This window comes from Variovorax rhizosphaerae (assembly GCF_037889975.1).
Classification (GTDB): Bacteria; Pseudomonadota; Gammaproteobacteria; order Burkholderiales; family Burkholderiaceae_C; genus Variovorax; species Variovorax rhizosphaerae.
On record NZ_JBBKZT010000014.1, the window covers coordinates 1 to 23373 of the forward strand.

At 66.9% G+C, this 23373-nt stretch carries 23 protein-coding genes; 12 read left to right on the plus strand and 11 right to left on the minus strand.

The window, feature by feature from the left end; translation table 11 throughout:
* Positions 1 to 253: 253 nt before the first annotated feature.
* Positions 254 to 982, plus strand: a complete 729-nt coding sequence (locus WKW82_RS26605) for a hypothetical protein (protein ID WP_340345507.1) — start codon at positions 254 to 256, stop codon at positions 980 to 982.
* 50 nt (positions 983 to 1032) lie between these two features.
* Here the strand turns inward: WKW82_RS26605 and WKW82_RS26610 are convergent, their stop codons facing one another.
* The 3 genes from WKW82_RS26610 to WKW82_RS26620 form a co-directional block, all read right to left on the minus strand.
* The gene (locus WKW82_RS26610; protein WP_340345509.1) at positions 1033 to 1200 is read right to left on the minus strand and encodes a hypothetical protein; all 168 of its coding nucleotides are present in this window, start codon (positions 1198 to 1200) and stop codon (positions 1033 to 1035) included.
* A 93-nt stretch (positions 1201 to 1293) separates the two neighbouring features.
* Positions 1294 to 3006, minus strand: coding sequence for a single-stranded-DNA-specific exonuclease RecJ (gene recJ, locus WKW82_RS26615; RefSeq protein ID WP_340345510.1), 1713 nt, complete (start codon positions 3004 to 3006; stop codon positions 1294 to 1296).
* Entirely contained in the window at positions 3003 to 3965 is a 963-nt protein-coding gene (locus tag WKW82_RS26620; RefSeq protein ID WP_340345511.1) for a hypothetical protein, read from the minus strand. The genes recJ and WKW82_RS26620 overlap by 4 nt, the downstream gene beginning before the upstream one ends.
* Before the next feature lie 149 nt (positions 3966 to 4114).
* Here WKW82_RS26620 and WKW82_RS26625 point away from each other — a divergent pair, with 149 nt between their 5' ends.
* Positions 4115 to 5371 (plus strand): lipoprotein-releasing ABC transporter permease subunit, encoded by a 1257-nt coding sequence (locus WKW82_RS26625; RefSeq protein WP_340345513.1) that lies wholly within the window; start codon positions 4115 to 4117, stop codon positions 5369 to 5371.
* 13 nt (positions 5372 to 5384) lie between these two features.
* Positions 5385 to 6095 carry a lipoprotein-releasing ABC transporter ATP-binding protein LolD gene (lolD, locus tag WKW82_RS26630; RefSeq protein WP_340345703.1) on the plus strand — a complete coding sequence of 237 codons (711 nt, stop codon included), beginning with the start codon at positions 5385 to 5387 and terminating at the stop codon, positions 6093 to 6095.
* 17 nt (positions 6096 to 6112) lie between these two features.
* On the opposite strand, the gene WKW82_RS26635 is transcribed toward lolD, so the two are convergent.
* On the minus strand, positions 6113 to 6286 hold the full coding sequence (locus WKW82_RS26635; RefSeq protein WP_340345514.1) for a hypothetical protein: 174 nt from the start codon (positions 6284 to 6286) through the stop codon (positions 6113 to 6115).
* A gap of 20 nt (positions 6287 to 6306) precedes the next feature.
* Entirely contained in the window at positions 6307 to 6699 is a 393-nt protein-coding gene (locus WKW82_RS26640) for a RidA family protein (RefSeq protein WP_340345515.1), read from the minus strand.
* Positions 6700 to 6849: 150 nt separating this feature from the next.
* Between WKW82_RS26640 and WKW82_RS26645 the strand changes: the two genes are divergently transcribed.
* From WKW82_RS26645 to WKW82_RS26680, 8 genes are read left to right on the plus strand one after another with little or no spacing between them, the layout of a single operon-like run.
* Positions 6850 to 8415, plus strand: coding sequence for an ABC transporter substrate-binding protein (locus WKW82_RS26645; RefSeq protein WP_340345517.1), 1566 nt, complete (start codon positions 6850 to 6852; stop codon positions 8413 to 8415).
* 13 nt (positions 8416 to 8428) lie between these two features.
* Positions 8429 to 9376: an ABC transporter permease gene (locus tag WKW82_RS26650; protein WP_340345518.1), complete on the plus strand. Its 948-nt coding sequence runs from the start codon at positions 8429 to 8431 to the stop codon at positions 9374 to 9376.
* Positions 9377 to 9387: 11 nt separating this feature from the next.
* Positions 9388 to 10227: an ABC transporter permease gene (locus WKW82_RS26655; RefSeq protein ID WP_340345704.1), complete on the plus strand. Its 840-nt coding sequence runs from the start codon at positions 9388 to 9390 to the stop codon at positions 10225 to 10227.
* On the plus strand, positions 10227 to 11267 hold the full coding sequence (locus WKW82_RS26660) for an ABC transporter ATP-binding protein (RefSeq protein WP_340345519.1): 1041 nt from the start codon (positions 10227 to 10229) through the stop codon (positions 11265 to 11267). The genes WKW82_RS26655 and WKW82_RS26660 overlap by 1 nt, the downstream gene beginning before the upstream one ends.
* A complete protein-coding gene (locus WKW82_RS26665; protein WP_340345520.1) occupies positions 11264 to 12235 on the plus strand; it encodes an ABC transporter ATP-binding protein in 972 nt (323 codons plus the stop codon). Before WKW82_RS26660 ends, WKW82_RS26665 begins: the two co-directional genes overlap by 4 nt.
* A gap of 6 nt (positions 12236 to 12241) precedes the next feature.
* Positions 12242 to 13540, plus strand: coding sequence for an amino acid deaminase (locus WKW82_RS26670; protein ID WP_340345521.1), 1299 nt, complete (start codon positions 12242 to 12244; stop codon positions 13538 to 13540).
* A 5-nt stretch (positions 13541 to 13545) separates the two neighbouring features.
* A complete protein-coding gene (locus tag WKW82_RS26675; protein ID WP_340345523.1) occupies positions 13546 to 14478 on the plus strand; it encodes a MurR/RpiR family transcriptional regulator in 933 nt (310 codons plus the stop codon).
* On the plus strand, positions 14475 to 15953 hold the full coding sequence (locus WKW82_RS26680) for an N-acyl-D-amino-acid deacylase family protein (protein WP_340345524.1): 1479 nt from the start codon (positions 14475 to 14477) through the stop codon (positions 15951 to 15953). Before WKW82_RS26675 ends, WKW82_RS26680 begins: the two co-directional genes overlap by 4 nt.
* On the opposite strand, the gene WKW82_RS26685 is transcribed toward WKW82_RS26680, so the two are convergent.
* Together WKW82_RS26685 and yjjJ are read right to left on the minus strand one after the other, a co-directional pair.
* On the minus strand, positions 15945 to 16577 hold the full coding sequence (locus tag WKW82_RS26685; RefSeq protein WP_340345525.1) for a hypothetical protein: 633 nt from the start codon (positions 16575 to 16577) through the stop codon (positions 15945 to 15947). The genes WKW82_RS26680 and WKW82_RS26685 overlap by 9 nt on opposite strands.
* A gap of 91 nt (positions 16578 to 16668) precedes the next feature.
* Positions 16669 to 18057, minus strand: a complete 1389-nt coding sequence (yjjJ, locus tag WKW82_RS26690; RefSeq protein WP_340345527.1) for a type II toxin-antitoxin system HipA family toxin YjjJ — start codon at positions 18055 to 18057, stop codon at positions 16669 to 16671.
* 380 nt (positions 18058 to 18437) lie between these two features.
* Between yjjJ and WKW82_RS26695 the strand changes: the two genes are divergently transcribed.
* On the plus strand, positions 18438 to 19400 hold the full coding sequence (locus WKW82_RS26695) for a Bug family tripartite tricarboxylate transporter substrate binding protein (protein ID WP_340345528.1): 963 nt from the start codon (positions 18438 to 18440) through the stop codon (positions 19398 to 19400).
* Between the two features lie 22 nt (positions 19401 to 19422).
* On the opposite strand, the gene WKW82_RS26700 is transcribed toward WKW82_RS26695, so the two are convergent.
* From WKW82_RS26700 to WKW82_RS26715, 4 genes are all read right to left on the minus strand, one after another.
* On the minus strand, positions 19423 to 20181 hold the full coding sequence (locus WKW82_RS26700; RefSeq protein ID WP_340345529.1) for an SDR family NAD(P)-dependent oxidoreductase: 759 nt from the start codon (positions 20179 to 20181) through the stop codon (positions 19423 to 19425).
* A gap of 156 nt (positions 20182 to 20337) precedes the next feature.
* Positions 20338 to 21381 (minus strand): VWA domain-containing protein, encoded by a 1044-nt coding sequence (locus WKW82_RS26705; protein WP_340345530.1) that lies wholly within the window; start codon positions 21379 to 21381, stop codon positions 20338 to 20340.
* Positions 21378 to 22361 (minus strand): DUF58 domain-containing protein, encoded by a 984-nt coding sequence (locus WKW82_RS26710; protein ID WP_340345531.1) that lies wholly within the window; start codon positions 22359 to 22361, stop codon positions 21378 to 21380. Before WKW82_RS26710 ends, WKW82_RS26705 begins: the two co-directional genes overlap by 4 nt.
* A gap of 13 nt (positions 22362 to 22374) precedes the next feature.
* Positions 22375 to 23370 carry an AAA family ATPase gene (locus WKW82_RS26715; protein WP_340345533.1) on the minus strand — a complete coding sequence of 332 codons (996 nt, stop codon included), beginning with the start codon at positions 23368 to 23370 and terminating at the stop codon, positions 22375 to 22377.
* Between the last annotated feature and the right edge of the window lie 3 nt (positions 23371 to 23373).

Sequence of the window (23373 nt, forward strand, 5' to 3'; positions counted from 1 at the left end):
GGGGGAAGGACAGGCGCAGGAGCCGCGCGTGCTGGCGGTCGCGCAGCAACGCGCGCAGAGTCTGGGCTCTGGTGGCCATGTGAACTCACTCCCTGTGGATCTTTTTTGGAGCGGCGATCATAACCAGAAAGGTCTCTGAATTCGATTCGCCAAATGCGCGGGTTCAGCGATGGCCTCACGAGCGGAGACATGCGCCTGCTTGCTCTCTGCAGACGCCCTGCCGTTCATCGACCCGCCATCTGTCTTCCCTAGAATGAATCAAAAATGGGCGGAGGCGACGATCAACAACAAGCGCACGATGATTCGAGGCGGACTTTTTCTGTGCGTCAGCCTGTGGCTGGTCAGCCACGTCCAGGCCGGCGGCCACTTCGACGTGGACGATGCCGGCACGCTGGACCCTGGCCAATGCCTGGTGGAGGCCTGGGCCAGTCATACGGACACCAAGCCGGCGCTCAATGGCCAGCACCTGGGCCCCGCATGCCGGGTCGGTCCGGTCGAACTGGGGTTGAACCTGGATCGGTTCTCACTCTCGGGCGAGCGCACCCAGGTCTTCGTAGGGCCGCAAGTCAAGTGGACTTTCTACGGCCAGGCCGCCGATGCGCCGCTGAGCGCTGCGATCGAAGGCAACGTGAGCTTCGATGTGACGCACGGCAGGCGCAACGGCGGGCAGATCCTGCTGCCGGTGACATGGCATGTCACGGAGCCTTTGCAGCTTCATTTCAACCTGGGCGTCGACTGGGCGCCCTTCACGGGCAAGCGAAGTGGGCGCGGCGGTGCGCAAATCGAGTACGCGTTCAACCCCACGTGGTCCGTGATCGCCGAGCACAACCGGGCGTTCAACCTGTGGACCACGCGTGGCGGCGTGCGCTACAGCTTCACGCCATTGGTCAGCCTGGATGTAACTGCCGCGCGCATCGGCACCGGGTCGGAGGCTGTGCATTCATTCTTCGTCGGGCTCAACTACGAGTTCAAGCGGCCCTGATTGGTCAGGGGAACAAGGCGGGCAGGGCTTGGTAGGCCATGCGTTGCTGCTCAGGCGTCAGGGCCTGGGGGAGCGTCTCCGGTACGCGATGTACCGGTGGTGTCGCCGCCGTGGACGCGTCGGTCACCGCCCATGCCCCCGCCGTACTGCGCCAGCGCCGGGCCGCAAGGCACCGCTGGCACCGGCGCGGCGGCGATTGGTCCGTGGGATTTCTTCATCGTCCGGCGATTGAAGAACGCGGACTGATCGCGCCGGTTGCGCGGCTGCAAAGGCGCGGTAAAGCAATCGCGTCAACTGGGCCGGGCGCGGGCTCAATCCACCTCCGCGCCCTCGACCAGGAAGCGCACGCGGCGCACCCCCTGCCATTCATCCGCATCCAGACGAAACGCCAGCTTCACCCGCGAAGGCAGCGGCTCGGTATGGCTGAACCACATCCCATCGACAGGCTGGCCCTGGTGCCGCAGCTTCAGCGCCAGGTGCTTCTCGCCGACCAGGCGCTGCGAGATCACTTCCACCTCTTCGCTGAAAGTCGGCGGCGCGAAGCCTTGCCCCCACACCTCACGGTGCAGCGTGTCGACCAAGTCGACGCGCATGTACTCGCGTGCCAGCGGCCCATCGGTCTCGATCTGCCGCGTCAGCGCGGCGGCGGCGAGCCACTCGCGCGCGACCTGCGCCATGCCTTGCTCGAAGGTGTCGAAGTGCTCCTGCGCGATGGTGCAGCCGGCCGCCATCGCGTGGCCGCCGAAACGCAGCAGCACGCCCGGATGCCGCTTCGCCACGAGGTCGAGCGCGTCGCGCAGGTGAAAGCCCGGGATCGATCGGCCCGATCCCTTGAGTTCATGCGACTTGCCCTCGGCTGCACTGGCCGCGAAGACGAAGGTCGGCCGATGAAAGCGGTCCTTGAGGCGCGAGGCGACGATGCCGACCACGCCCTCGTGAAACTTGGCATCGAAGACGCTGATGGCCGGCGGCGGCAGCGCGCCCGCGTCGATCAGCGACTCGGCCAGACGCAGCGCCTGGTCGCGCATGTCGCCTTCGATGTCGCGCCGCTGGCGGTTGATGCCGTCGAGCGTGCGGGCCAGTGCGTCGGCACGGCCGGCGTCGTCGGTGAGCAGGCATTCGATGCCCAGCGTCATGTCGGCCAGCCGGCCGGCGGCGTTGATGCGCGGGCCCAATGCGAAGCCGAAATCGAAGGTCGTGGCCACGGCGGATGCGCGCCCGGCGGCTTTGAACAGCGCGGCCAGCCCGGCCGGCATCTGTCCGGCGCGGATGCGGCGCAGGCCTTGCGCGATCAGGCGACGGTTGTTGGCATCGAGTCGGACAACGTCGGCGACGGTGCCCAGCGCCACCAGTGGCAACAGCACATCGAGCTTGGGCTGGTTGGCCGCCTCGAAAGCGCCCCGCGAGCGCAGTTCGGCGCGCAGCGCCAGCAGCACATAGAACATCACACCCACGCCCGCGATGCTCTTGCTTTCGAAGCCGCAGCCGGGTTGGTTCGGATTCACCAGCACGTCAGCCGCGGGCAACTCGGACCCGGGCAGGTGATGGTCGGTGACGAGCACGGCCAGGCCGCGGGCCTTGGCGGCCGCCACGCCTTCGACACTGGCGATGCCGTTGTCGACCGTGATCAGCATGTCGGCGCCGGTGGCCGCGACGCGCTCGGCGATCGGTGGTGTCAGGCCGTAGCCGTCGATCACGCGATCGGGCACGAGGTAGCTCACGTGCTTGGCGCCCAGCAATCGGAGGCCACGCACGGCCACCGCGCAGGCGGTCGCGCCGTCGCAGTCGTAGTCAGCCACGATGCACAGGCGCTTGTTGTCGCGGATCGCGTCGGCGAGCAGCACGGCGGCTTCCTGCGTGCCGCGCAGCGTGGCGGGTGGCAGCAGCCGCGCGAGGCCGTCGTCGAGTTCGTCCTTGCCGATCACGCCGCGCGCCGCATAGAGCCGCGCCAGCAATGGATGCACGCCGGCCTGCTCCAGCGCCCAGACGCTGCGCGGCGGAATGTCTCTCGCAACGATCCTCATAGCGCCCCCAGCACCGTGGCCGCGCGCGGACGGTTGAAGGTTCGCTTGATCCAGCCGGAGAAGCCGCGCTGCTGCACCGAGAAGCGCTGCGCGGCCAGGTCGCCGCACAGCGTGAGCGCCACGTCGGCACCACGCTCGCAGGTGGCCAGCAATTCAGCGACCGGCCCGGCATCGACGGCCTGCCAGGCAGAAGCCCAGGCATCGCTGTCGTCACGCAAGGCCGCATCGCGCAAGGCCTCTACGACGACCGGCTCCGCGCCGTCCGGCTGCACCGATGCGGGCAACGCGCCGGTACCGCTCAGCCAGAAGGAATTGATCGGCGGCAGTCCTTTTGCGGTGCGCTGGTCGTTGACGCGCTCGGTGTACAGCAGCATCTGCACCTCGTTCTGCAGGCGCCTCAGCGGCCGGCCGGCCTCGGTGATGTGCGACCACTGGGAAATCGATTGGCCGATGGCGCGGTCGAGCGAGGCGGTCGGCAAGGCGCGGAACAGCTCGCCGCAGGCCAGCCATCGACCGGGTTTTTCCGGCGTCGCATGCAGGCGAATGCCGTCTTCCTCGAACAGCGGTCGGGCCGCGTCGAGCAGGGCCTGCGATTCGGCCGCTTCGAGTTGCGTGTAGGCCGGATCGCCCAGCACCACGTCACTGACATCGACCTGCCAGTTGCACAGGTCGATCCAGCCCCAGGCGGCATCGCCTTCGCTGCCCGGCAGTCCGAGCCGGCGCGCGTCGCGGGCCGCCCAGGGGATGCAGCCGTCGGCGGCCTGCAGGCCCAGCGCGGCGGCCAAGGCGCGCTCATGCGGTGGCGAGAAGGTGGAGTCGTCCTGCGCATCGGTGCCGGCGGGCGCCAATCGCGCGAGCAAGGTGTCAAGTCGAGGCAGCGGCAGGCCGGGCAATACGGCACGGCAGGCGGGGGAACCGCGGCCGGCAAAGGGGATCAACAAATGGGTCGGTTCGGCCATGCCCGCATTGTCCCGCTGAAATGGAGCCCATCCGGGGATGCGTGCGGGGCCATGGACAACTAAGGTCTTTCATCCGGAATGCCACAATTCCACGATCATCCATCCCCACGCCGGGCATTGCGTGTAACGCCCGGCGCAACACAAGTCCTATGAGTCTTCCCTACGAACTGCAACTCGGCTGGCGCTACACGCGCGCGGGCCGGGCGACGCGGCGCAACGGCTTTATCAACTTCATCTCCGGCGTGTCGATGCTCGGCATTGGGCTGGGCGTGGCCGCGCTGATCATCGTGCTGTCGGTGATGAACGGCTTCCAGAAGGAGGTGCGCGACCGCATGCTCGGCGTGGTGTCGCACATCGAGATCCTGTCGCGCGACGGCCAGGGCCTGCAAGGCATCGACCAGATCATGGATGCGGCCCGCAAGAACCCCGAGGTGATCGGCGTGGCCCCTTTCATTGCCACGCAGGCCCTGATCGCGCGCGGCGAGGACATGAAGGGCACGCTGGTGCGCGGCATCGAACCGAAGCTGGAGCCGCAGGTCACCGACTTTGCGACCACCGCGCAGCAGGGCGTGCTCGACAAGCTGGTGCCGGGCGAATTCGGCATCGTGCTCGGTGGCGAACTGGCGCGTTCGCTGTTCGTGCGCGAGGGCGACCAGGTCACGCTGGTGGCGCCGGGCGGGCAGGTCACGCCGGCGGGCGTGGTGCCGCGGCTCAAGCAGTTCACCGTGGTCGGCACCTTCGATTCCGGCCACTACGAATACGACTCGGCGCTGGCCATGATCCACGAGCAGGATGCGCAGCGCGTGTTCCGGCTCGACGGACCGAGCGGCATCCGCATCAAGCTCAAGGACCTGAACCAGGCGCGCGAGGTGGCCGACGAGTTCGCCGTCACGCTGCCCGGCCAATTCCTGGTGCGCGACTGGACGCGGCAGAACAAGACATGGTTCGCGGCGGTGCAGGTCGAGAAGCGGATGATGTTCATCATCCTCACGCTGATCGTCGCAGTGGCGGCCTTCAACCTGGTGTCGACGCTGGTCATGACCGTGACCGACAAGCGCGCCGACATCGCCATCCTGCGCACACTCGGCTCGAGCCCGAAGAGCATCATGGGCATCTTCGTGGTGCAGGGCGCGATGGTGGGCGTGATGGGCACGCTCGGCGGGCTGGCGCTGGGCCTGGGCATTGCCTACAACATCGACGTGATCGTGCCGTGGCTGGAGCAACTGTTCCATGCCAGCTTCCTGCCGAAGGACATCTACCTCATCAGCAAGATGCCGAGCGATCCGCAACGCAGCGACATCCTGCCGATCACCATCATCTCGCTGATCCTGGCGTTCGCGGCAACGCTGTATCCGAGCTGGCGCGCAAGCCGCGTCAATCCTGCCGAGGCGCTGCGCTATGAATAAGCAGGTGACCTCGATGCTCGGCGTCGGCGCCTTGGTGTCCGCGTCCGACACCGACCGCGTGGTGCTGCAGACCCGCAGCCTGACCAAGCGCTTCCATGAGGGCCGCATCGACCTGACCGTGCTGCATGGCGTGGACCTGGACGTGCGTGCCGGTGAAACGCTGGCGATCGTCGGCGCTTCGGGCTCGGGCAAGAGCACCTTGCTGCACCTGATGGGCGGGCTCGATGCACCGACCAGTGGCAGCGTGGAATTGCATGGCAAGGACATCGCGAAGGTTGATGCCGCGGAGCAGGGGCGCTTGCGCAACCAGCACCTGGGTTTCGTCTACCAGTTCCACCATCTGCTGCCCGAGTTCAGCGCGCTGGACAACGTGGCAATGCCGCTGCGGATCCGTCGCATGGAGCCGGCCGCTGCGCACGATGCGGCGTCGAAGATGCTGGCGGCGGTGGGTTTGTCCGAGCGTGTGCAGCATCGCCCGGCGGAGCTGTCAGGCGGTGAACGCCAGCGCGTCGCGATTGCCCGCGCGCTGGTCACGCAGCCCGATTGCGTGCTGGCCGACGAGCCGACCGGCAACCTGGACCGCGGCACCGCCGACGGCGTGTTCGCGTTGATGCTCGACCTGGCGCGCCGACACGGCACCGCCTTTGTGATGGTCACGCATGACGAATCGCTGGCGAAGCGGTGCGATCGGGTGCTGCGGTTGGTGCAGGGGCGGCTGACGTAGGTCGCCCTCACTGACGATCAGTCGAACTCCGCCGCCTTCAACTGGATGTCGGCGGGCGGGGGCTCGAACTCGATGCCTTCGCTGGTAGGCAAGCCGTCCATCACTTCAAGAAGCGACTTGTCCCGATTGCCCGAAAGTTCGGGCTTCCCGGTTCGGAGCGGCGCCACTGCGGTTTGGTCGTGCCCGGTCATGAAGGCAGGTCTTCAGCGATTCAAGCCTTTGGCTTGTACGCGATGCAGTCGATTTCGACCTTCGCGTCCACCATCAACCGCGCCTCGGTCGTCGAGCGTGCCGGCCGGCCTTCGCCCTTGAAGTAGCTCATATAGACGCGGTTGAACGCGCCGAAGTCGCGGGCGTCGTGCAGCCAGCAGTTGGTCTTGCAGACGTCGTCGAGCGTGGCGCCGCCGAGCGCGAGGGCGGCCTTCAGGTTCTCCATCACCTGGCGCGTCTGCGCCTCGATGCCGCCGACCACGATCTCGCCGTCGGCATTCACAGGCACCTGGCCCGACACATAGATGAAATCGCCCGCGCGCACGGCGGGGGAGAGGGGGCGGACTTGACGGTCGGATGCGGTGGGCGAACCGCCGAGGAATTCGAGGGGCATGGATGTCTCCGGTTGATGTGATTTGAAAGTATATTTCAATGATTGATGGAAATCATAGGGTAAATCCGCATGTTTTGACTCGAATGATGCTTCAAAGTCCGTTTCGTGAAAGTTTTTTTCATAACAACCACCCCCACCAAGGAGTTCCCGATGCTCGATGCCAGCTTTCTGCGTGCAGTGCACGCGCCCACCAAACGCGCCTTCCTCGGTGCGTCCCTGCTTGCCGCGCTCTGCGTGGCCGTGCCCGCGCAAGCCCAGGCGCCACGCAACCATGCCACGCTGGCGATGGTGGCCGAGCCGCAGACGCTCGACCCGATGGCATCGACCGCCGACCTGGTGGGCACGATCATGCAGCACGTCTACGAAACGCTCTACACCTTCGATGCGAAGTGGAACGTGGTGCCGATGCTGGCCGAGTCGCTGCCCAAGGTCTCGGCCGACGGCAAGAGCTATTCGATCACCCTGCGCAAGGGCGTGATGCTGCACAACGGCCGCGAACTCAACGCTGACGACGTGGTCGCCAGCCTGCAACGCTGGATGGAACAGTCGCCGCGCGGCAAGGCCGTGAGCAAGGAAATCGACAGCATCAAGGCCAAGGGCCCGCAAGGCGTCGACATCGTGCTGAAGGAAGCCTATGCACCGCTGGTCTCGCAACTCGCGCTGCCCAGCGGCATGGCAGCGATCATGGCCAAGGACTCGATCGCCACGCCGCTGAAGGACTTCGTCGGCACCGGCCCCTACAAGTTCAAGGAACGCAAGCCCGACCAGTTCGTGCTGCTGAGCCGCTTCGACAAGTACAGCCCGCGCAAGGAACCCGCCAGCGGCTACGGCGGCAAGCGCGAGGCGCTGATCGAGGAACTGCGCTTCGTGCCGGTGCCCAATGCAAGCACGCGCGTCGAAGGTTCGCTGGCCGGCCAGTACGACTTCGCCGACCTGCTGCCGGTGGAAGCCCTGCCGCGCCTGGAGAAGGCCGCAGGCAAGACCGTGCCGATCATGACGCCGGCCTTCGGCTTCCCGTACCTCGTGCTCAACACCAAGGAAGGCGTGGCCGCCAACCAGGCGACGCGCCAGGCGATCCAGATGGCGCTGGGTGAAGGCGAGATGCTGGCGGCGGGCTTCGGCGACACGCGTTTCTTCGTTGCCGAAGGCAACCACTTCCCGAAGGGCTCGCCCTTCTTCTCGACGGCCGGTGCCGACCAGTACAACCAGCGCAACGCACCCAAGGCCAAGGAAGCCGCGGCCAAGGCCGGCTACAAGGGCGAGCCGATCCGCATCCTCACCAGCCGCCAGTACGACTTCCACTACAACATGGCCCTGCTGATGCAGGAGCAACTGAAGCGCGCCGGCTTCAAGGTCGAGATGAACGTGGTCGACTGGGCCACGCTGGTGCAACGCCGCAACGACTCCAAGCTGTGGGACATCTACGTGACGCATTCGGGCCAGTTCCCGGAGCCGATGCTGTCGCCGCCGCAACTCGGTGATGGCGCACCCGGCTGGTGGGACACGCCGGCCAAGAAGGCGGCGCTCAACGCGTTCAACACGCAGAGCGATCCGGCCAAGCGCGGCGCGCTGTGGGGCAAGGTGCAGGAAGTGGTCTACACGGAAGTGCCGTACATCAACGTCGGCAAGTTCAACGGCCTCTCCGCCAAGAGCCCGGCGCTGGACAACTACCAGCCCGCGACCTGGCCGTTCTTCTGGAACGCGAAGATCAAATAAAGCGCGCACAGAAATGAACGCTCTTCGTTTCATCGCTTCGCGCGCCGCCGGCATGGCCGTCGTGCTCGCCATCGTGGCGGTGCTCGTCTTCGTGCTGACGCGCGCGGCATCGGGTGACCCGGTGTCCGTGCTGCTGGGCGACCAGGCGACTGCCGCCGACATTGCCCGTGTGCAGCAGGAGTACGGGCTCGACAAGCCCTTGCCCGTGCAGTTCGGCTACTGGATCCGCGAGGTGCTCCAGGGCAACCTCGGCCAGTCGATCTTCCTGCAACGGCCGGTGACGCAGGCGCTCGCCGAGCGCGCCGAGCCGACCACCTTGCTGTCGCTGATGGCGGTGGCCATCGCGGCGCTCATCGGGCTGCCGTGCGGGATCATTTCCGCTGTGTTCCGCGGCAAGGCGGTCGACCAGTTCTTTACCGGCATCGCGATGCTGGGCGCGAGCATCCCGAGCTTCTGGTTCGGCATCGTGCTGATCCAGGTCTTCGCGGTGTCGCTCGGGTGGTTCCCGGTGTCGGGCTATGGGGCGCCGGACGCGCCCTTCGCGGAGCGCATCCATGCGCTGATCCTGCCGGCCACGGTGCTGGGCATCCTGAACTCGGCGCTGATCATCCGCTTCACAAGGGCCTCGATGCTCGACGTGCTGGGTGAGGACTATGTGCGGACGGCGCGCTCCAAGGGCCTGTCGGAAAGCACCGTCGTGCTCAAGCATGCATTGCGCAATGCGCTGGTGCCGATCGTCACGGTGCTCGGCCTCACGGTCGCGCTGATGATCGGTGGCGCCGTCGTGACCGAGACGGTGTTCGGCCTGCCGGGCGTCGGCAGCCTCGTGGTGAATGCGGTGCTGCGTCGCGACTACCCGGTGATCCAGGGCGCGCTGCTGGTGATCGCGGGCATCTACGTGCTCATCAACTTCTCGATCGACCTGCTGTATGCGGTCGTCGATCCGCGCGTGAAAGTCTGACCATCATGACCATCAAGCTTCCCCGCATGGTGCGCCAGCTGATGCACCGACGCATCGTGATGGTGTCGGCCATCGTGCTGCTCATCATCGCGGTGCTCGCCATTGGCGCGCCGATCTTTGCATCGGCCGACCCGAACGACACGGCCGTCCTGGAACGTCTCAAGGGACCGAGCGCAGAGCATCTGCTCGGCACCGACGAACTGGGCCGCGACATGTACGCGCGCATCGTGCACGGCGCGCGCTACTCGCTGAGCATCGCCGCGCTCACCGCGCTCGGCGCCGTCGTGTTCGGCACGATCCTCGGCCTGGTCGCGGGCTTCTTCCGCAAGCTCGATGCACCGCTGATGCGCGTGGTCGACGCAATGATGTCCTTCCCCGACATCCTGCTGGCCATCGCGCTGGTGGCCATCCTCGGCGCTTCGCTCGGCAACGTGGTGCTGGCGCTGGTGCTGGTCTACACGCCGCGCGTGGCGCGGGTGGTGCGCGCATCGACGCTGGTGGTGCGCGAGCTGCTGTTCGTCGAGGCGGTGCGCGCCTTGGGCGTGCGCACCTCGCGCATCCTGTGGCGGCACATCCTGCCGAACCTGATGTCGCCGATCCTGGTGCAGGTGTCCTTCATCTTTGCCTACGCCATCCTGGCGGAAGCGGGGCTGTCCTTCCTCGGCGTCGGCGTGCCGCCCGAGATCCCGACCTGGGGCACGATGGTTGCGGGCAGCCAGCAGTATGCGGACAAGGCCTTCTGGGTCGTGTTGTTCCCGGGGCTCGCGATCATCCTCACCGCGTTGTCCTTGCAACTGTTGGGTGATGGCGTGCGCGACTTGCTCGACCCCAAACTGAAGAAGGCCGCGTGATGACGACCCACATTCAAGCACCACGACTCAGCGTCAGCAACCTCAGCACCGCCTTCCCCACCGAAGACGGCCTCGTCCGCTCGGTCGCCGACGTCAGCTTCTCGATCATGCCGGGCAAGACCACCGCGCTGGTGGGCGAATCCGGCTCCGGCAAGTCGGTCACCAGCCTCACGCTGATGGGCCTGTTGCCGAAGACGGCCAATGCGCAGGTCAGCGGCAAGACCGCATTCGTCACGCGCAACGGCAGCACCGTCGACCTGTTGTCGCTCGGCACGCAGGACATGCGGCGCCTGCGCGGCAACGAGTTGTCGATGATCTTCCAGGAGCCGATGACTAGCCTGAACCCGGTCTTCCGCATCGGCGAGCAGATCGCAGAAAGCGTGCGCCTGCACAAGGGCGTCGACCACAAAGCCGCGATGGCCCAGGCGCTGCGCATGCTGGAACTGGTCGAGATCCCTGCCGCCGCGCAGCGCATCCACGAGTACCCGCACCAGTTGTCGGGCGGCATGCGGCAGCGCGTGATGATCGCGCTGGCCATGGCCTGCGACCCGACGCTGCTGATCGCCGACGAGCCGACCACCGCGCTCGACGTCACGATCCAGGCGCAGATCCTGTTGCTGATGCGCCGCCTGCAGCGAGAGACCGGCATGAGCATCCTGTTCATCACCCACAACCTCGGCGTGGTCGCGCACCATGCGGACGACGTGGTCGTGATGTATGCGGGACGCGTGGTCGAAAGCGCGCCCGTACGGCCGATGTTCGCGCAGCCTGAGCATCCCTACACGCAGGGCCTGCTGGCCTGCCTGCCGGGCAAGGCGGCCCACACGCCGGGGCAGCCCAAGCCCAAGCGCCTGTTTGCCATTCGCGGCCAGGTGTCGAGCCCGCTGGCGCCGCCACCGGGCTGCGCTTTCGAGCCGCGCTGCGACCGTGCCATCGCTGATTGCCAGAAGGCCATGCCACCCCTGCTGACCAACCTCCCGGGCCGCCAGGCGCGCTGCATCCGCGTCGCTGAAAACCTCACCTTGAAGCAAGCCGCATGACCACCGCAACCCCCCTCATCGAGGTCCGCAACCTCAAGAAGTACTTCGGCTCCGGCGCGCGCCCCGTGCGCGCGGTGGACGATGTGTCCTTCTCCATCCGCAAGGGCGAGACCTTGGGTCTGGTCGGCGAATCGGGCTCGGGCAAGAGTACCATCGGCCGTACCGTGCTGCGCTTGCTCGAACGCACCGACGGTGCCGTGATGTACCGCGGCGAAGACCTCGGCAAGGCCTCCGGCGAGCAGATGCGCAAGCTGCGCAGCAAGGTCCAGATCATCTTCCAGGATCCGTATGCGAGCCTGAACCCGAAGATGCGCATCAGCGCCATCCTGCACGAGGCACTCTCCACGCACGGCCTGTGCAAGGGCCCGGGCGAACGCGAGAAGCGCATCGCCGAGTTGCTTGAAACAGTCGGCCTGCGCCCCGAGCATGCAAGTCGCTTCCCGCACGAGTTCTCCGGCGGCCAGCGCCAGCGGATCGGCGTGGCACGCGCCTTGGCAGTCGAGCCCGAATTCATCGTCGCCGACGAACCGCTGTCCGCACTCGACGTCTCGATCCAGGCCCAGGTCATCAACCTGCTGGCCGACCTGCGCGAGCGCCTGTCGCTGACGATGCTGTTCATCTCGCACGACCTCGACGTGGTCGAGTACCTCTGCGACCGCGTCGTGGTGCTGTACCTCGGCAAGGTGATGGAGGTGGCGACCACGGCAGAGTTGTTCGAACGCCCGCTGCATCCGTACACTCAGGCGCTGCTGGCAGCGAGCCCGAAACCGGACCCGCTGCAAGTCAACGAAGCCATCGCATTGAAGGGCGACATCCCCAGCCCGATCGCACCGCCCTCCGGTTGCGTGTTCCGCACCCGTTGCCCGCATGCGATCGACGCTTGTTCGAAGACCGTGCCGCCGCTCGAGGAACTGTCGACCGGCCATTTTTCCGCCTGCATCCGCAAGGACCTGCTGACTCCTGTTTGAAACGAAATGACCAACCTTCTGAACACGCTGACCGACCCCTTGCTGGACAACAGCTTCAAGGGCTTCCCCCGCACGCAGGCGCCGATGCGCCGCAGCGAGGTGGCCAAGGCGGGATGGAACGTGTTGGCCGGCGACCTGCCGCTGCCGCTCGCGGTGCTCAAGCGCGAAGCGATCGAGCACAACCTCGGATGGATGCAGAAGCAGGTGCGCGGCTGGGGCATCGACCTCGCGCCACATGGCAAGACGACGATGTCGCCGCAGCTCTTTGCCCGCCAGCTCGACGCGGGCGCCTGGGGCATGACCGTGGCGACCGTCACGCAACTGGCCGTTGCGGTGACCGCCGGTGCGCGCCGCGGCCTGATTGCCAACCAGGTCGTGAGCGACCAGGACTTGGCCGGCATCCAGCAGATGCTGCACGAGCATGCCGACCTGCGTGTGGTGTTCCTGGTTGATTCCTTGGCGCAACTGGACCTCATCGAAGCCTGGTCCGCGCGCCACCCCGACAGCCTGCCCTTCGAAGTCATGATCGAGATCGGCGTCGACAACGGACGCACCGGCGTTCGCACGCACGAACAGGCCATCGCATTGGCCGAGCGCGTGCGCGCCGGCAAGGCCGCGAAGCTGGTCGGTATCGAGACCTATGAAGGGCAGGGCGCGACCGGCGAGAGCGGCCCCGACACCGACTACACCAACATCCTCATGGACCGCGTCGATGCCGTCGCGCGCCATTGCGTCGCGCATGGCCTGTTCGAGACGGACGAGGTGCTGGTCTCGGCCGGCGGCTCCGCGATCTACGACCTCGTTGCGCTGCGCCTCAAGCCCACGCTCGGGGTGCCGGTGCGCGGGCTGCTGCGCTCGGGCTGCTACCTCACGCACGATCATGGGACGTACCAGCGCTTCCAGAAGCCGCTCGATGCACGCCTCGGTTGCGCGCCCGGCGAGAGCCTGCGCCCCGCGATGGAAATCTGGGCCACGGTGCAGTCCTGCAACGAGCCCAACCTGGCCATCGTCGCCATGGGCAAGCGCGACATCTCCTTCGACCTGTCGATGCCCACGCCCATCGCACGCGCTGCGCGCGGCGCGACCGTGCCCACCGGCGTTCCCGCAAGCTGGGAGATCACGGCGCTGAACGACCAGCACGGCTACCTGCGCTGGAGCGATGCCGACGCGGCGCTCGCGCCGGTCGTCGGCGAGCGCATCGCCTTCGGCATCTCCCACCCCTGCACCACCTTCGACAAGTGGCACTGGATGCCCGTGGTCGAGAACGATTACCGCGTCAGCGATGCGGTGCTGATGCACTTCTGAACAGCATGACCCTGACCCTCCTTCAGCGTGTCGCAGAGAACCGGGGCAGCGCCCCGGCCACGCGTCGCGCCATCCTCGACCTGGTGCTGGAAGACCCGGACCGCGTGCTCGAGGAAAGCTTCGAGTCCCTGGCCGAGCGCTCGCGCAGTTCGGTGCCCACCATCATGCGCACCGTGCGCGACCTGGGCTTCGCGGGCCTGCGCGAGTTCAAGCTGGCCTTGGCGCAGGAACTCGCCGTCGGCGGTTCGCCGCTGCACCGGCGCGTGAGCATCGAGGACGCGGCCAGCGAGGTCGTGGCAAAGATCTCGCGCAGCGCCGCGGCCACGGTGTCTGGCGTGCGCAACCAGCTCGACATGGAAGTGCTCGACCAGGCGGTGCGTGCCATCGCCGCCGCGCCGCACATCGACCTCTTCGGCGCCGGCGCCACCTCGTGGTTCATGACCAGCGACCTGCAGGCGCGGTTGTTCCGCCTGGGCCTGTCGGCCAATGCGTGGTCCGACTACCACCTGCAGCAAGTGGCCGGCGCGGCGCAGCGGCCGGGCGGCGTGGTCATTGCGATGTCGCACGTCGGCGGCATGCCCTCGCTGCTCGATGCGGTCGACATTGCGCGAGCACAAGGCGCCAAGGTCGTCGCGCTGACACGCCCCGGCACAGCGCTCGCGGCCAAGGCCGACTTCCTGCTCGGCCTGACCGTGCCCGACGATGCGGTCATGCATGTCGGCATCGACGCCTACCTCACGCACCTCACCGCGATCGAGATCCTCACGGTGCTCGTCGCGCAACGCCTCGGCGACCCGGCAATGCAACGCCTGCAGCGCGCACGCGAAGCCTTCCAGCGCCATGGCATCGATACCACCACGCACCCGCTGCAAAGCTGGGACGGCGGCGGCATCGGCATCGAGAAAAACGCCGCCAACGACACGGGAACCGCACCATGAACAAGCCGGTATTGCTGGAATCTGGGCTGGTCATCGACGGCTCGGGCGGCCCCTCCTGGCCAGGCGATGTGCTGCTGTCGGGCGACCGCATCGTCGCCATGGGCGAGGGCCTGCGCACTCGCCTGCCGCAAGGCATGACGATCGAAGACATCGAAGTGGTCGACTGCCGCGGCAAGGTCATCGCGCCCGGCTTCATCGACGTGCACACGCACGACGATGCGATCGTGCTGCACGGCCCCGAGTGCCTGCCCAAGGTCTCGCAGGGCATCACCACCGTCGTGACCGGTAACTGCGGCATTTCATTGGCGCCGTATGCCGTGCCGCAGTCGAAGCCGCCGCTCACGCTGCTGGGCGCGGATTCGTTCCGCCATGCGTCGATGGCTTCGTACCGTGATGCGGTGACGCAAGCCCAGCCCGCCTTGAACGTGGCCGCGTTGGTCGGTCACACCACGCTGCGCTTCGCGGCCATGCAATCACTCGATCGCCCGGCCAATGCCGACGAAGCCGCGCACATGGCGGCGCTGCTCGATGCCTCGATGGCCGAGGGTGCGCACGGCATGTCATCCGGCCTGTTCTACGAGGAAGCCTTCCCGGCGCCCGCCGAGGAAGTGACCGCACTGGCACGCGTCGTTGCGCGGCATGGCGGCGTCTACGCCACGCACCTTCGCAGCGAAATGGCCGCCATCCTGGAGGCCATGCACGAGGCCGGCGACACGGCGTTCAACGCCGGCGTGCCGCTCGTGATCTCGCACCACAAGTGCGCCGGCCCGGACAACTGGGACCGCACGCTGGAGACGCTGCCGCTGGTCGACGCCCTGGCGCGGCGCCAGGAAATCTCGATGGACGTGTACCCCTACGTGGCAGGATCGACCGTGCTGCGCGAGGACCTGGTCGACGGCGTGATCGACGTCATGCTGACCTGGTCCGATCCGCACCCCGAAGTGACCGGCCGCATGCTGTCCGACATCGCCGCTGAATGGGGCGTGACGCAGCAGGAGGCCTGCCTGCGCCTGAAGCCCGGAGGCGCCTGCTACTTCCAGATGAAGGAAGAGGACGTCGAACGCGTGATCGCGCATCCGCGCACGATGATCGGCAGCGACGGCCTGCCGCATGACCGCCATCCGCATCCGCGCCTGTGGGGTGCCTTCCCGCGCGTGTTCGCCCGCTACTGGCGTGAGCGGCGCCTGTTCTCGCTGGAACAGGCCGTGCACAAGATGACCGGCCTGACCGCCCGCAACATGCGCATCGCCGAACGCGGCCTGCTGCGCGTGGGGCAGATGGCCGATGTGGTGGTGTTCGATCCGCAGACCATTCGCGATACGGCGACCTACGACAAGCCGCATGGCGTGAGCGAAGGCATCACGCAAGTGTTCGTGAACGGCGTGTGCGCGTACCGCGGGGATGAGGCGCGGGTGCTGGCGCGGGCGGGGCGGATGTTGACGCGGGCTGGGGGCGTGGAAGCAGCGCTACGTTGAGGGAGCGACTGCAGGCCGCTCACCGCTTCGAATGCAACCGGTCGCTGCGCAGGCCGACGGGCTGCTCCAGTAGATGCCGTTCCAATCCAGCGGATTCCACGGACGGTCCCGGTTGAGGAAAACAGCTGCACCGCCGGGGAGCTTCCACCCGTGAAGGCGAACGCCGGCGTGGGGAAAGAATTGTGAAGCCGCCGGCTGCCCCAGTGTGGCCACCAGCCTGTCCTGCGCGGTTCCCCGAGACCACCAGGGCACGTTGACGATGGCCTGGTGGAGGCGCCCACCGGAAAAGAAGAACGAGACAAACAGCGCCGGCACACCGTTGTGGGAGGCGACATCCACGCCGCAAGCCCGCTGGACCGGAAGCGGCCCACTGTAGGGGCTGCATGTGATCGGAAAGCCGGCGAACTTCTCCTGGAGCGTCTTCTCCGTCCAGTCTTCCGAGAGTTCCGTGAAGGCAAATGTGGCGGGCTTGCGGTCCTGCGTGAAGTACAGCCGGTATTCCTCGATCTTGGCTTTCTGGGGCAGCAGGAGCACGACGACGACCAGGGCCACGAAGGTGGCAAGCGCAACTCGGAGAAAGCTGATCGGCTGTTTGCGCGGCTGTTCGCCTGGTGATAGCTTCATCGATGGGACCTGGGAGTGGATCGCCGGCATCGTACCGAGCGCTGCGGTCCAACCCAAGGTCGTTTCTCTCGAATTGCCGCATGCGCTCGGTTTAGCGTCCGCCCATCTTCCGGAGCAGCACCGCGTTGTCTCCACAAACCCGGCGAAACCCGGCGCTGATCCGCTTGTCGGTTGCGGCAAGTTCCCAGAATGCCAGCGCCGCACGCGCAGCGTCTTGCCACGCGGCCGCTTCCGCCGGCAGCGGCAGTTGTGGCGTGTAGTTGCGAGGCGGCAGTTCGACGCCGCGCACCGGTGCGTAGGCCATCGGCAGCATGTCGTAGATCGGCGCCAGCCTCAGGATGTCCACATCGCCCTGCCGCACCGGCAGGAATGAAAGGTTGCCGTCGTGCATGTCGGTGTTGGCGATGAGTTGCCCGAACAGCCAGACGCGCTGGATGCGGTCGAGATCCGCGTTTTCCACCCAGCCCTTCTGTGCGAGTGGCCGTACTGCCTCCGCCCAAGGGCGTCCGGCGCTGCCGATGAAGGCATGGTTCAACGCGGCCCACGACACCATGGGCGAGCGCCCCAGCGCGCCATGGCGGTCGAACCGGTCTACCTCCAGGAAGGTCCGTCCCGCGTATGCGTAGATGCGAGAGCGCGCCGTGTCGATGCCGGCATGCGCTTCGAGCGCCAGTCCGGCCAGGTGCTCGCACACAAGGAGGTCCGACCAGCGTTGCGTGCCCGGCGAATCGTCGGAGCCCGAGAACTTGACCAGCACATGCTGCCGCGTGCGGTCGCGCATCTCCCGCAAGGTCGTGAACTTCGGGAACTCCCCGCCGGCCGATGAACCTGGCAATCCCATGCCCAGCGCCTGCGCCGCCAGCGTCGGGTACTCGCTGGCCACCTGAGAATCCGCTAGTCCGGCCGACGCTTCACCCGACGCAACTCGCTGGACCTGTTCAAGCCACCGTCGGCAAGCCGCCGCGCCGACCAGCAGGTCACCAGGGACGTCGTCGCCGAGGATCGACAGGGCGTACAGCGCATCGTCGTCCGACCAGATCGACGGGTCCTCGGGTACCTGCAGCACCGCGGCGTGCTGGCGCGCGAAGTTGCGCCCCAGGAAGCCCTGCGGACGCATGTCCTGCATCGGATAGGGCAAGCCATCGAACCAGCCATCCAGCATCTGGTCTTCCAGTGGCCAGTCGAAGTCGCCCGCATAGGCGAGCGCGGTGCCGTCGGGGTAGACCAGCTCCATTTCGGCAACCTGGCGCGGTGTGCCCTCCCGGTCGATGCGAAACAGGGGCAGGGGAGTCAGCGAACCGCGCAGCGCCCGTCGGGCTGCATACCGGGTGCGGCGCGCCCGTCCGCGAACAATGAGTGCACCTTCGGCCGCCCGCGCGGCCCGGCTCAATGTGGGCCGGCTCGCGCCCATGCGCTCCGCAACCGTGCTGGCGGCAAGCGGTCCGCTGGCACGCAGAAGAGCAACAAGGTCAGTGGGCACGGTGAAACGATCTATGGATGTTAATTCGGGCCGAGTCAAGAGGGAACTTCTTGAATATCCATCCCTGGATGAAACGATTCTTGAAACGATTTTATGGTTTCCGCGTCGTCGCGGCAAACGGGGAAAAACGTCGGCACCCTCGTGCCCCGTGGCCCCAGCATGCGACATGCATCCCGCGTTGACACTCCGCCATGCGGCGCTGTCCCGCATGGACTTCAGCCGCCGTTCTCCATTCCCGATGAGCCTCTTCGCCATTCACGGCGTCGTGCCCTGACGGCGACGCGGATAATCGGCCGCTTTCAAGGCCGGCCCCGAGCCTTGCCCTTCGCGACGGCTGCCGTCATCCGCCGCGACCCGGCCTCACCCAAGAAGAGACACCCATGATCCGCAAGCTTTTCGGCGCCCTCGCCCTCGCGCTCGCCTTCACCGCCGCGCAGGCCCAGCCCTTTCCCGCCAAGCCCATCCACCTGATCGTCCCGTTCCCGCCCGGTGGCGGCACCGACATCCTGTCGCGCCTGGTCGCCACCAAGCTCACCGAGGTGGCCAAGTGGACCGTGGTGCCCGACAACCGCGCCGGCGCGGGCGGCACCATCGGCATCGCGGAAGCCGCACGCGCACCGCACACCGGCTACGAGATGGTGATGGGGCAGAAGGACAACATGGTTGTCGCGCCCTGGCTCTACAAGAGCCTCAGCTACGACCCGACCAAGGACCTCGTCGCCGTGGCCCACGTGGCCTACACGCCCGTGGTCATCGTGACCCGCAACGAATCGAAGTTCAAGACGCTCAAGGACGTGGTGACTGCCGCCCGCGCCGCGCCGGACAGCGTCACCTACGGCTCGCCCGGCAATGGCACCACCATTCACCTCGCGGGCGAGATCTTCGGCCGCGCCGCCGACGTCAAGCTGCGCCACGTGCCGTACAAGGGCTCGAACCCGGCCATGATGGACGTGCTGGCCGGCAACGTGGACCTGATGGTGTCGTCGCTGCCGTCGGCCATGGCCCAGATCAAATCCGGCAAGCTGCGTGCGCTGGCCGTCACCTCTGCCAAGCGCAGCAGTTCGCTGCCCGACATTCCGACCGTCGCCGAGCTGGGCTACAAGGGCTTCGACGTCAGCACCTGGTACGGCCTCTTCGTGCCCGCCGGCACGCCGAAGGACATCGTGGCCATCGTCAACGCGGAGGTCAACAAGCTTCTGGACACGCCCGAGATGAAGGCCGCCATCATCGCGCAGGGCGCGGAGCCGCAAGGCATGACCACGGAGCAGTTCAGCACGCTGCTGAAGACCGACTACCTGGCATGGCGCGACATCGTGAAGGCCTCCGGCGCGACGATCGAATGATCGAACGGCGTTCGCTCGCGCTTCAGCCCGCGATCGAATACCCGCCATCCACCGGTATCGCCGTGCCGGTGATGAAGTCCGAGGCTGCACTCGCCAGGAACACCGCGATCCCCGCGAGATGTTCCGGCTGCCCCCATTTGCCGACGGGCGTGCGCGCCACCACGCGTTCGTAGAGCCCGGCCACCTGGGCTCGCGCACCCTCGGTCAACTCGGTCTCGATCCACCCCGGCAGCACCGCATTCACCTGGATGCCATCGACCGCCCACGAGGCGGCCATCGACTTGGTCAGTTGCACGATGCCGCCCTTGCTCGCGGCATAGGCCGGCGCGAAGGACGCGCCGAAGATGGACATCATCGAGCCGATGTTGATGATCTTGCCGCCGCCCGCGGCCTTGAGATGCGGGTACGCCGCGCGGCTGCAGAGGAAGGCGCTGGTGAGGTTGGTGTCCATCACCTGGTGCCATTCGGCCAGCGCGAGTTGTTCGACCGGTTTGCGGATGTTGGTGCCCGCGTTGTTGACCAGGATGTCGAGCCGGCCGCAGCGCTCGACGACCTGCGCGAACAGCGCCGTCACCGAAGCCTCGTCCTTCACGTCCGCCGCAAGCGCGAACGCATCGCTGCCCTGCGCTTTCAAGGCATCGACCGCTGCCGCCGACTTCTCCGCATTGCGCGCCGCAATCACCACGCGCGCCCCGGCCTGCGCCAGTCCCTTCGCCATGCCGAGGCCGATGCCCCCATTGCCGCCCGTGACGAGCGCGACTCTGCCTGCCAGATCGAACATCCGATGGTCTCCATGTTGTTGTTGAATGGGACGACCTTACCCTGATACCGGGCAGATCAGGAGCACGGGATCGGGCAGCCGTATGCAGAGGACGCGAAGGTCCCGCGAAGGACGCGAAAGAAGAGAAGAAATGGGGACGCTCGCCCCCACTGCGACCTACAGGATGCGGTTGAACCAGAACAGCGACAACCCCGCCGACAGCAGCGCCAGCGCCGCCGCCGCCATGGCGAACAAGGCAGAGACTTCCGTCTCTTTCTTCTCCACCGTCAGCCGCGTGCTCAGCGTGTCGTACACCTTCTTCAGGTCCGCTGCAGTCCCTGCGTAGAAGTAGTCCGCCGAGGTCTTGTTCGCCACCGCCTTCAGCGTCTCTTCATCGAGCCGCACGCGCATCGACCAGCCTTCGAAGCCGATCGTCTCGCCATCCACCGTGCCCACGCCCACCGTGTACACGCGCACGCCGCGTTCGGCCGCCGCCTTGGCCGCATCGAGCGGGTCGACGCCGGTGGTGCGCTGGCCGTCGGTCAGCATGATGATGGCCGCCGAGGTGTAGGAGCCCGGCGTCACCGGCGTGAAGGGCTTGGGGCCGCCTTCCTTGCCGGCCTGGTCGAGGGAATTGCCGCGCTGCTTGCTCTGCGGGCCGAACTGCGACACGTCGATGCCCGCATCCGGGAACAACGTGGCCAGCGACACCACGATCGCATTGCCCGTGGCCGTGGCGCGCTGCAACTGGAAGGCGTCGATGGCGGTCACCAGGTCCTCGCGATTGACCGTGGGCAACTGCGCCACCTGCGCGCTGCCGGCGAAGGCCACGATGCCGACCTTCACGTTGCGCGGCAGGTCCTTGATGAAGCCCTTGGCCGCATCCTGCGCCGCTACCAGCCGATTGGGCAGCACGTCGGTCGCGCGCATGCTGCCCGACACGTCCATCGCCAGGATGATGGTCTGCTGGTTGGTCGGCAGCATCACCACCGCCAGCGGACGCGCCGCGGCAATCAGCAGCGCCACCATCGACAGCAGGAACAGGAAGGGCGGAATGTGGCGCTTGATGCTCTGCCCCGCGCCCATCGCCTCGCGCACGATCGACAGGCTGGCATAGCGGATCGCAAGCTTTTTCTTGCGCCGCATCAGCCACACATAGAGCAGTACCAACACTGGCACCGCGGCCAGCAACCAGAGGAACTGTGGCCAAAGGAAAGTCATGCCGCCACCACCTTCACGTTACCTGCGCCACCATTGCGCACACGACGTTTGCGCATATCGGCAAAGCGCACGATCGATTCGACCAAGTCATCCGACGTCGACAACTCCAGCGCATCGACGCCGGCCTTGGCCAGCGCAGCGCGCAAGGTGGCTTCGCGCTCGGACGCGATGCGCGCGAAGCGCTTGCGGAAGCCCGCATCATGCGTGTCCACCCACAACTGCTCGCCGGTCTCCGCGTCGGTCAAGGGCACCAGGCCGAGGTCGGGGAGGTTGAGTTCCAGCGGGTCGTAGAGCCGTACCGCCAGCACCTCGTGCCGCTGCGCGAGATGGCCCAGCGGCGTCTCCCAACCGGGCTCGCTGAGGAAGTCCGACACCACGAACACGGTGGAGCGTCGCGGCATCAGCGTAGCCGCCGACTTCAGCATCTCGGCCAGCCGCGTCATGCCCTTGTCCTTGCGCAGTTCAGCCGCGCGCCGCTCCATCGAATGCAGCAGGTGCAACACATGGCGACGCCCGCTGCGCGGCGGAATGACGGCTTCCAGGTCGTTGCCATAGACCAGCGCGCCGACCCGGTTGCCGTGCCGCGTCAAAAGCCGCGCCAGCACGCCGACGAAGCCGGCGGAGATCTCCCGCTTGGCCTTCTCGCCCGAGCCGAAGTCGACCGATCGGCTCAGATCGAGGATGAACCAGGCCGCCATCTCGCGGTCTTCGGTGAACACGCGCACATGCGGCACCTGCAGCCGCGCCGTCACGTTCCAATCGATGTGCCGCACGTCGTCGTGGTGCTGGTATTCGCGCAGGTCGGCCAGGTCGAGGCCGGTGCCGCGCATCAGCGTGCGGTAGTCGCCTTGCAGAAGGCCGTCGAGGCGGCGGATCACGGTCCATTCGAGCCGGCGCAGCGCGCGCTCCGCCCCCATCGCGGGCGGCGCGTCATTGGCCGCCTGGTCGGTCGGGGGGTGTTTGCGCCACCAGCTTTTCATGTCGCTCCCCGGATCAAGCGGCTTGCTGCTCGTGTTCGAGCGGCTTCGGTGGCGCGGGCACGGCCCGCATGATCTTGTCGACCAGGCTGTCCGGCGTCATGCCTTCGGACAGGCCTTCGTAGGACAGCGTCACGCGGTGGCGCAGCACGTCGGGCACCAGCGCCGTCATGTCTTCTGGCAGCGCATAGCTGCGTCCGCGCAGCAGCGCCAGGGCACGTGCGCCTTCCGTGAGGTTGATGCTGGCGCGCGGGCTGGCGCCGAAGGTGATGAAGCGGCGGAGGTCCTTCAGCCCGTGCTTCTCCGGCGTGCGCGTGGCCGAAACCAGCTTCACCGCATAGGTGATCAGGGAAGGATCCACGTACACGCGGCGCGCCTCGGCCTGCAACATCGCGAGCTGCTCGGTGGTCGCCACCGGCTGCGCCGTCACCGGCGGGCCGATCACACGTTCCACGATCACGAACTCTTCCTCGTCGCTCGGATAGTCGACCAGCACCTTCATCATGAAGCGGTCGACCTGCGCCTCGGGCAGCGGATAGGTGCCTTCGGTCTCGATCGGGTTCTGCGTCGCCATCACGAGGAAAGGACTCGGCACCTTGTGCGTCTCGCCGGCGATGGTCACCTGGCGCTCCTGCATCACTTCCAGCAGCGCGCTCTGCACCTTGGCCGGCGCGCGGTTGATTTCATCGGCCAGCAGCAGGTTGGTGAACACCGGGCCCAGCGAGGTGCTGAAGTCGCCGGTCTTCTGGTTGTAGATGCGCGTGCCCACCAGGTCGGCCGGTACCAGGTCGGGCGTGAACTGGATGCGCTTGAACTGGCCCTGCACGGTATCGGCCAGGGTCTTCACGGTGAGCGTCTTGGCCAGCCCCGGCACGCCCTCCACCAGCAAGTGCCCGCCCGCGAGCATCCCGACCATCACGCGTTCCAGGAAGCGGTCCTGCCCCACGACCACGCGCTTGACCTGGTAGAGGATCTGTTCCATCAACTCGGCGGTATTGCTCTCGGTGCTCATGCT

Bases quoted from the DNA above. Each gene is read 5' to 3' on its own strand.
- WKW82_RS26710 (WP_340345531.1), bottom strand. From the start codon at position 22,361: ATGAAAAGCTGGTGGCGCAAACACCCCCCGACCGACCAGGCGGCCAAT.
- WKW82_RS26670 (WP_340345521.1), top strand. From the start codon at position 12,242: ATGACCAACCTTCTGAACACGCTGACCGACCCCTTGCTGGACAACAGC.
- WKW82_RS26635 (WP_340345514.1), bottom strand. From the start codon at position 6,286: ATGACCGGGCACGACCAAACCGCAGTGGCGCCGCTCCGAACCGGGAAG.
- WKW82_RS26650 (WP_340345518.1), top strand. From the start codon at position 8,429: ATGAACGCTCTTCGTTTCATCGCTTCGCGCGCCGCCGGCATGGCCGTC.
- WKW82_RS26645 (WP_340345517.1), top strand. From the start codon at position 6,850: ATGCTCGATGCCAGCTTTCTGCGTGCAGTGCACGCGCCCACCAAACGC.
- WKW82_RS26625 (WP_340345513.1), top strand. From the start codon at position 4,115: ATGAGTCTTCCCTACGAACTGCAACTCGGCTGGCGCTACACGCGCGCG.
- lolD (WP_340345703.1), top strand. From the start codon at position 5,385: ATGCTCGGCGTCGGCGCCTTGGTGTCCGCGTCCGACACCGACCGCGTG.
- WKW82_RS26680 (WP_340345524.1), top strand. From the start codon at position 14,475: ATGAACAAGCCGGTATTGCTGGAATCTGGGCTGGTCATCGACGGCTCG.
- WKW82_RS26675 (WP_340345523.1), top strand. From the start codon at position 13,546: ATGACCCTGACCCTCCTTCAGCGTGTCGCAGAGAACCGGGGCAGCGCC.
- WKW82_RS26715 (WP_340345533.1), bottom strand. From the start codon at position 23,370: ATGAGCACCGAGAGCAATACCGCCGAGTTGATGGAACAGATCCTCTAC.
- WKW82_RS26700 (WP_340345529.1), bottom strand. From the start codon at position 20,181: ATGTTCGATCTGGCAGGCAGAGTCGCGCTCGTCACGGGCGGCAATGGG.
- WKW82_RS26705 (WP_340345530.1), bottom strand. From the start codon at position 21,381: ATGACTTTCCTTTGGCCACAGTTCCTCTGGTTGCTGGCCGCGGTGCCA.
- WKW82_RS26620 (WP_340345511.1), bottom strand. From the start codon at position 3,965: ATGGCCGAACCGACCCATTTGTTGATCCCCTTTGCCGGCCGCGGTTCC.
- recJ (WP_340345510.1), bottom strand. From the start codon at position 3,006: ATGAGGATCGTTGCGAGAGACATTCCGCCGCGCAGCGTCTGGGCGCTG.
- WKW82_RS26640 (WP_340345515.1), bottom strand. From the start codon at position 6,699: ATGCCCCTCGAATTCCTCGGCGGTTCGCCCACCGCATCCGACCGTCAA.
- WKW82_RS26665 (WP_340345520.1), top strand. From the start codon at position 11,264: ATGACCACCGCAACCCCCCTCATCGAGGTCCGCAACCTCAAGAAGTAC.
- WKW82_RS26660 (WP_340345519.1), top strand. From the start codon at position 10,227: ATGACGACCCACATTCAAGCACCACGACTCAGCGTCAGCAACCTCAGC.
- WKW82_RS26610 (WP_340345509.1), bottom strand. From the start codon at position 1,200: ATGAAGAAATCCCACGGACCAATCGCCGCCGCGCCGGTGCCAGCGGTG.
- WKW82_RS26605 (WP_340345507.1), top strand. From the start codon at position 254: ATGAATCAAAAATGGGCGGAGGCGACGATCAACAACAAGCGCACGATG.
- WKW82_RS26685 (WP_340345525.1), bottom strand. From the start codon at position 16,577: ATGAAGCTATCACCAGGCGAACAGCCGCGCAAACAGCCGATCAGCTTT.
- WKW82_RS26695 (WP_340345528.1), top strand. From the start codon at position 18,438: ATGATCCGCAAGCTTTTCGGCGCCCTCGCCCTCGCGCTCGCCTTCACC.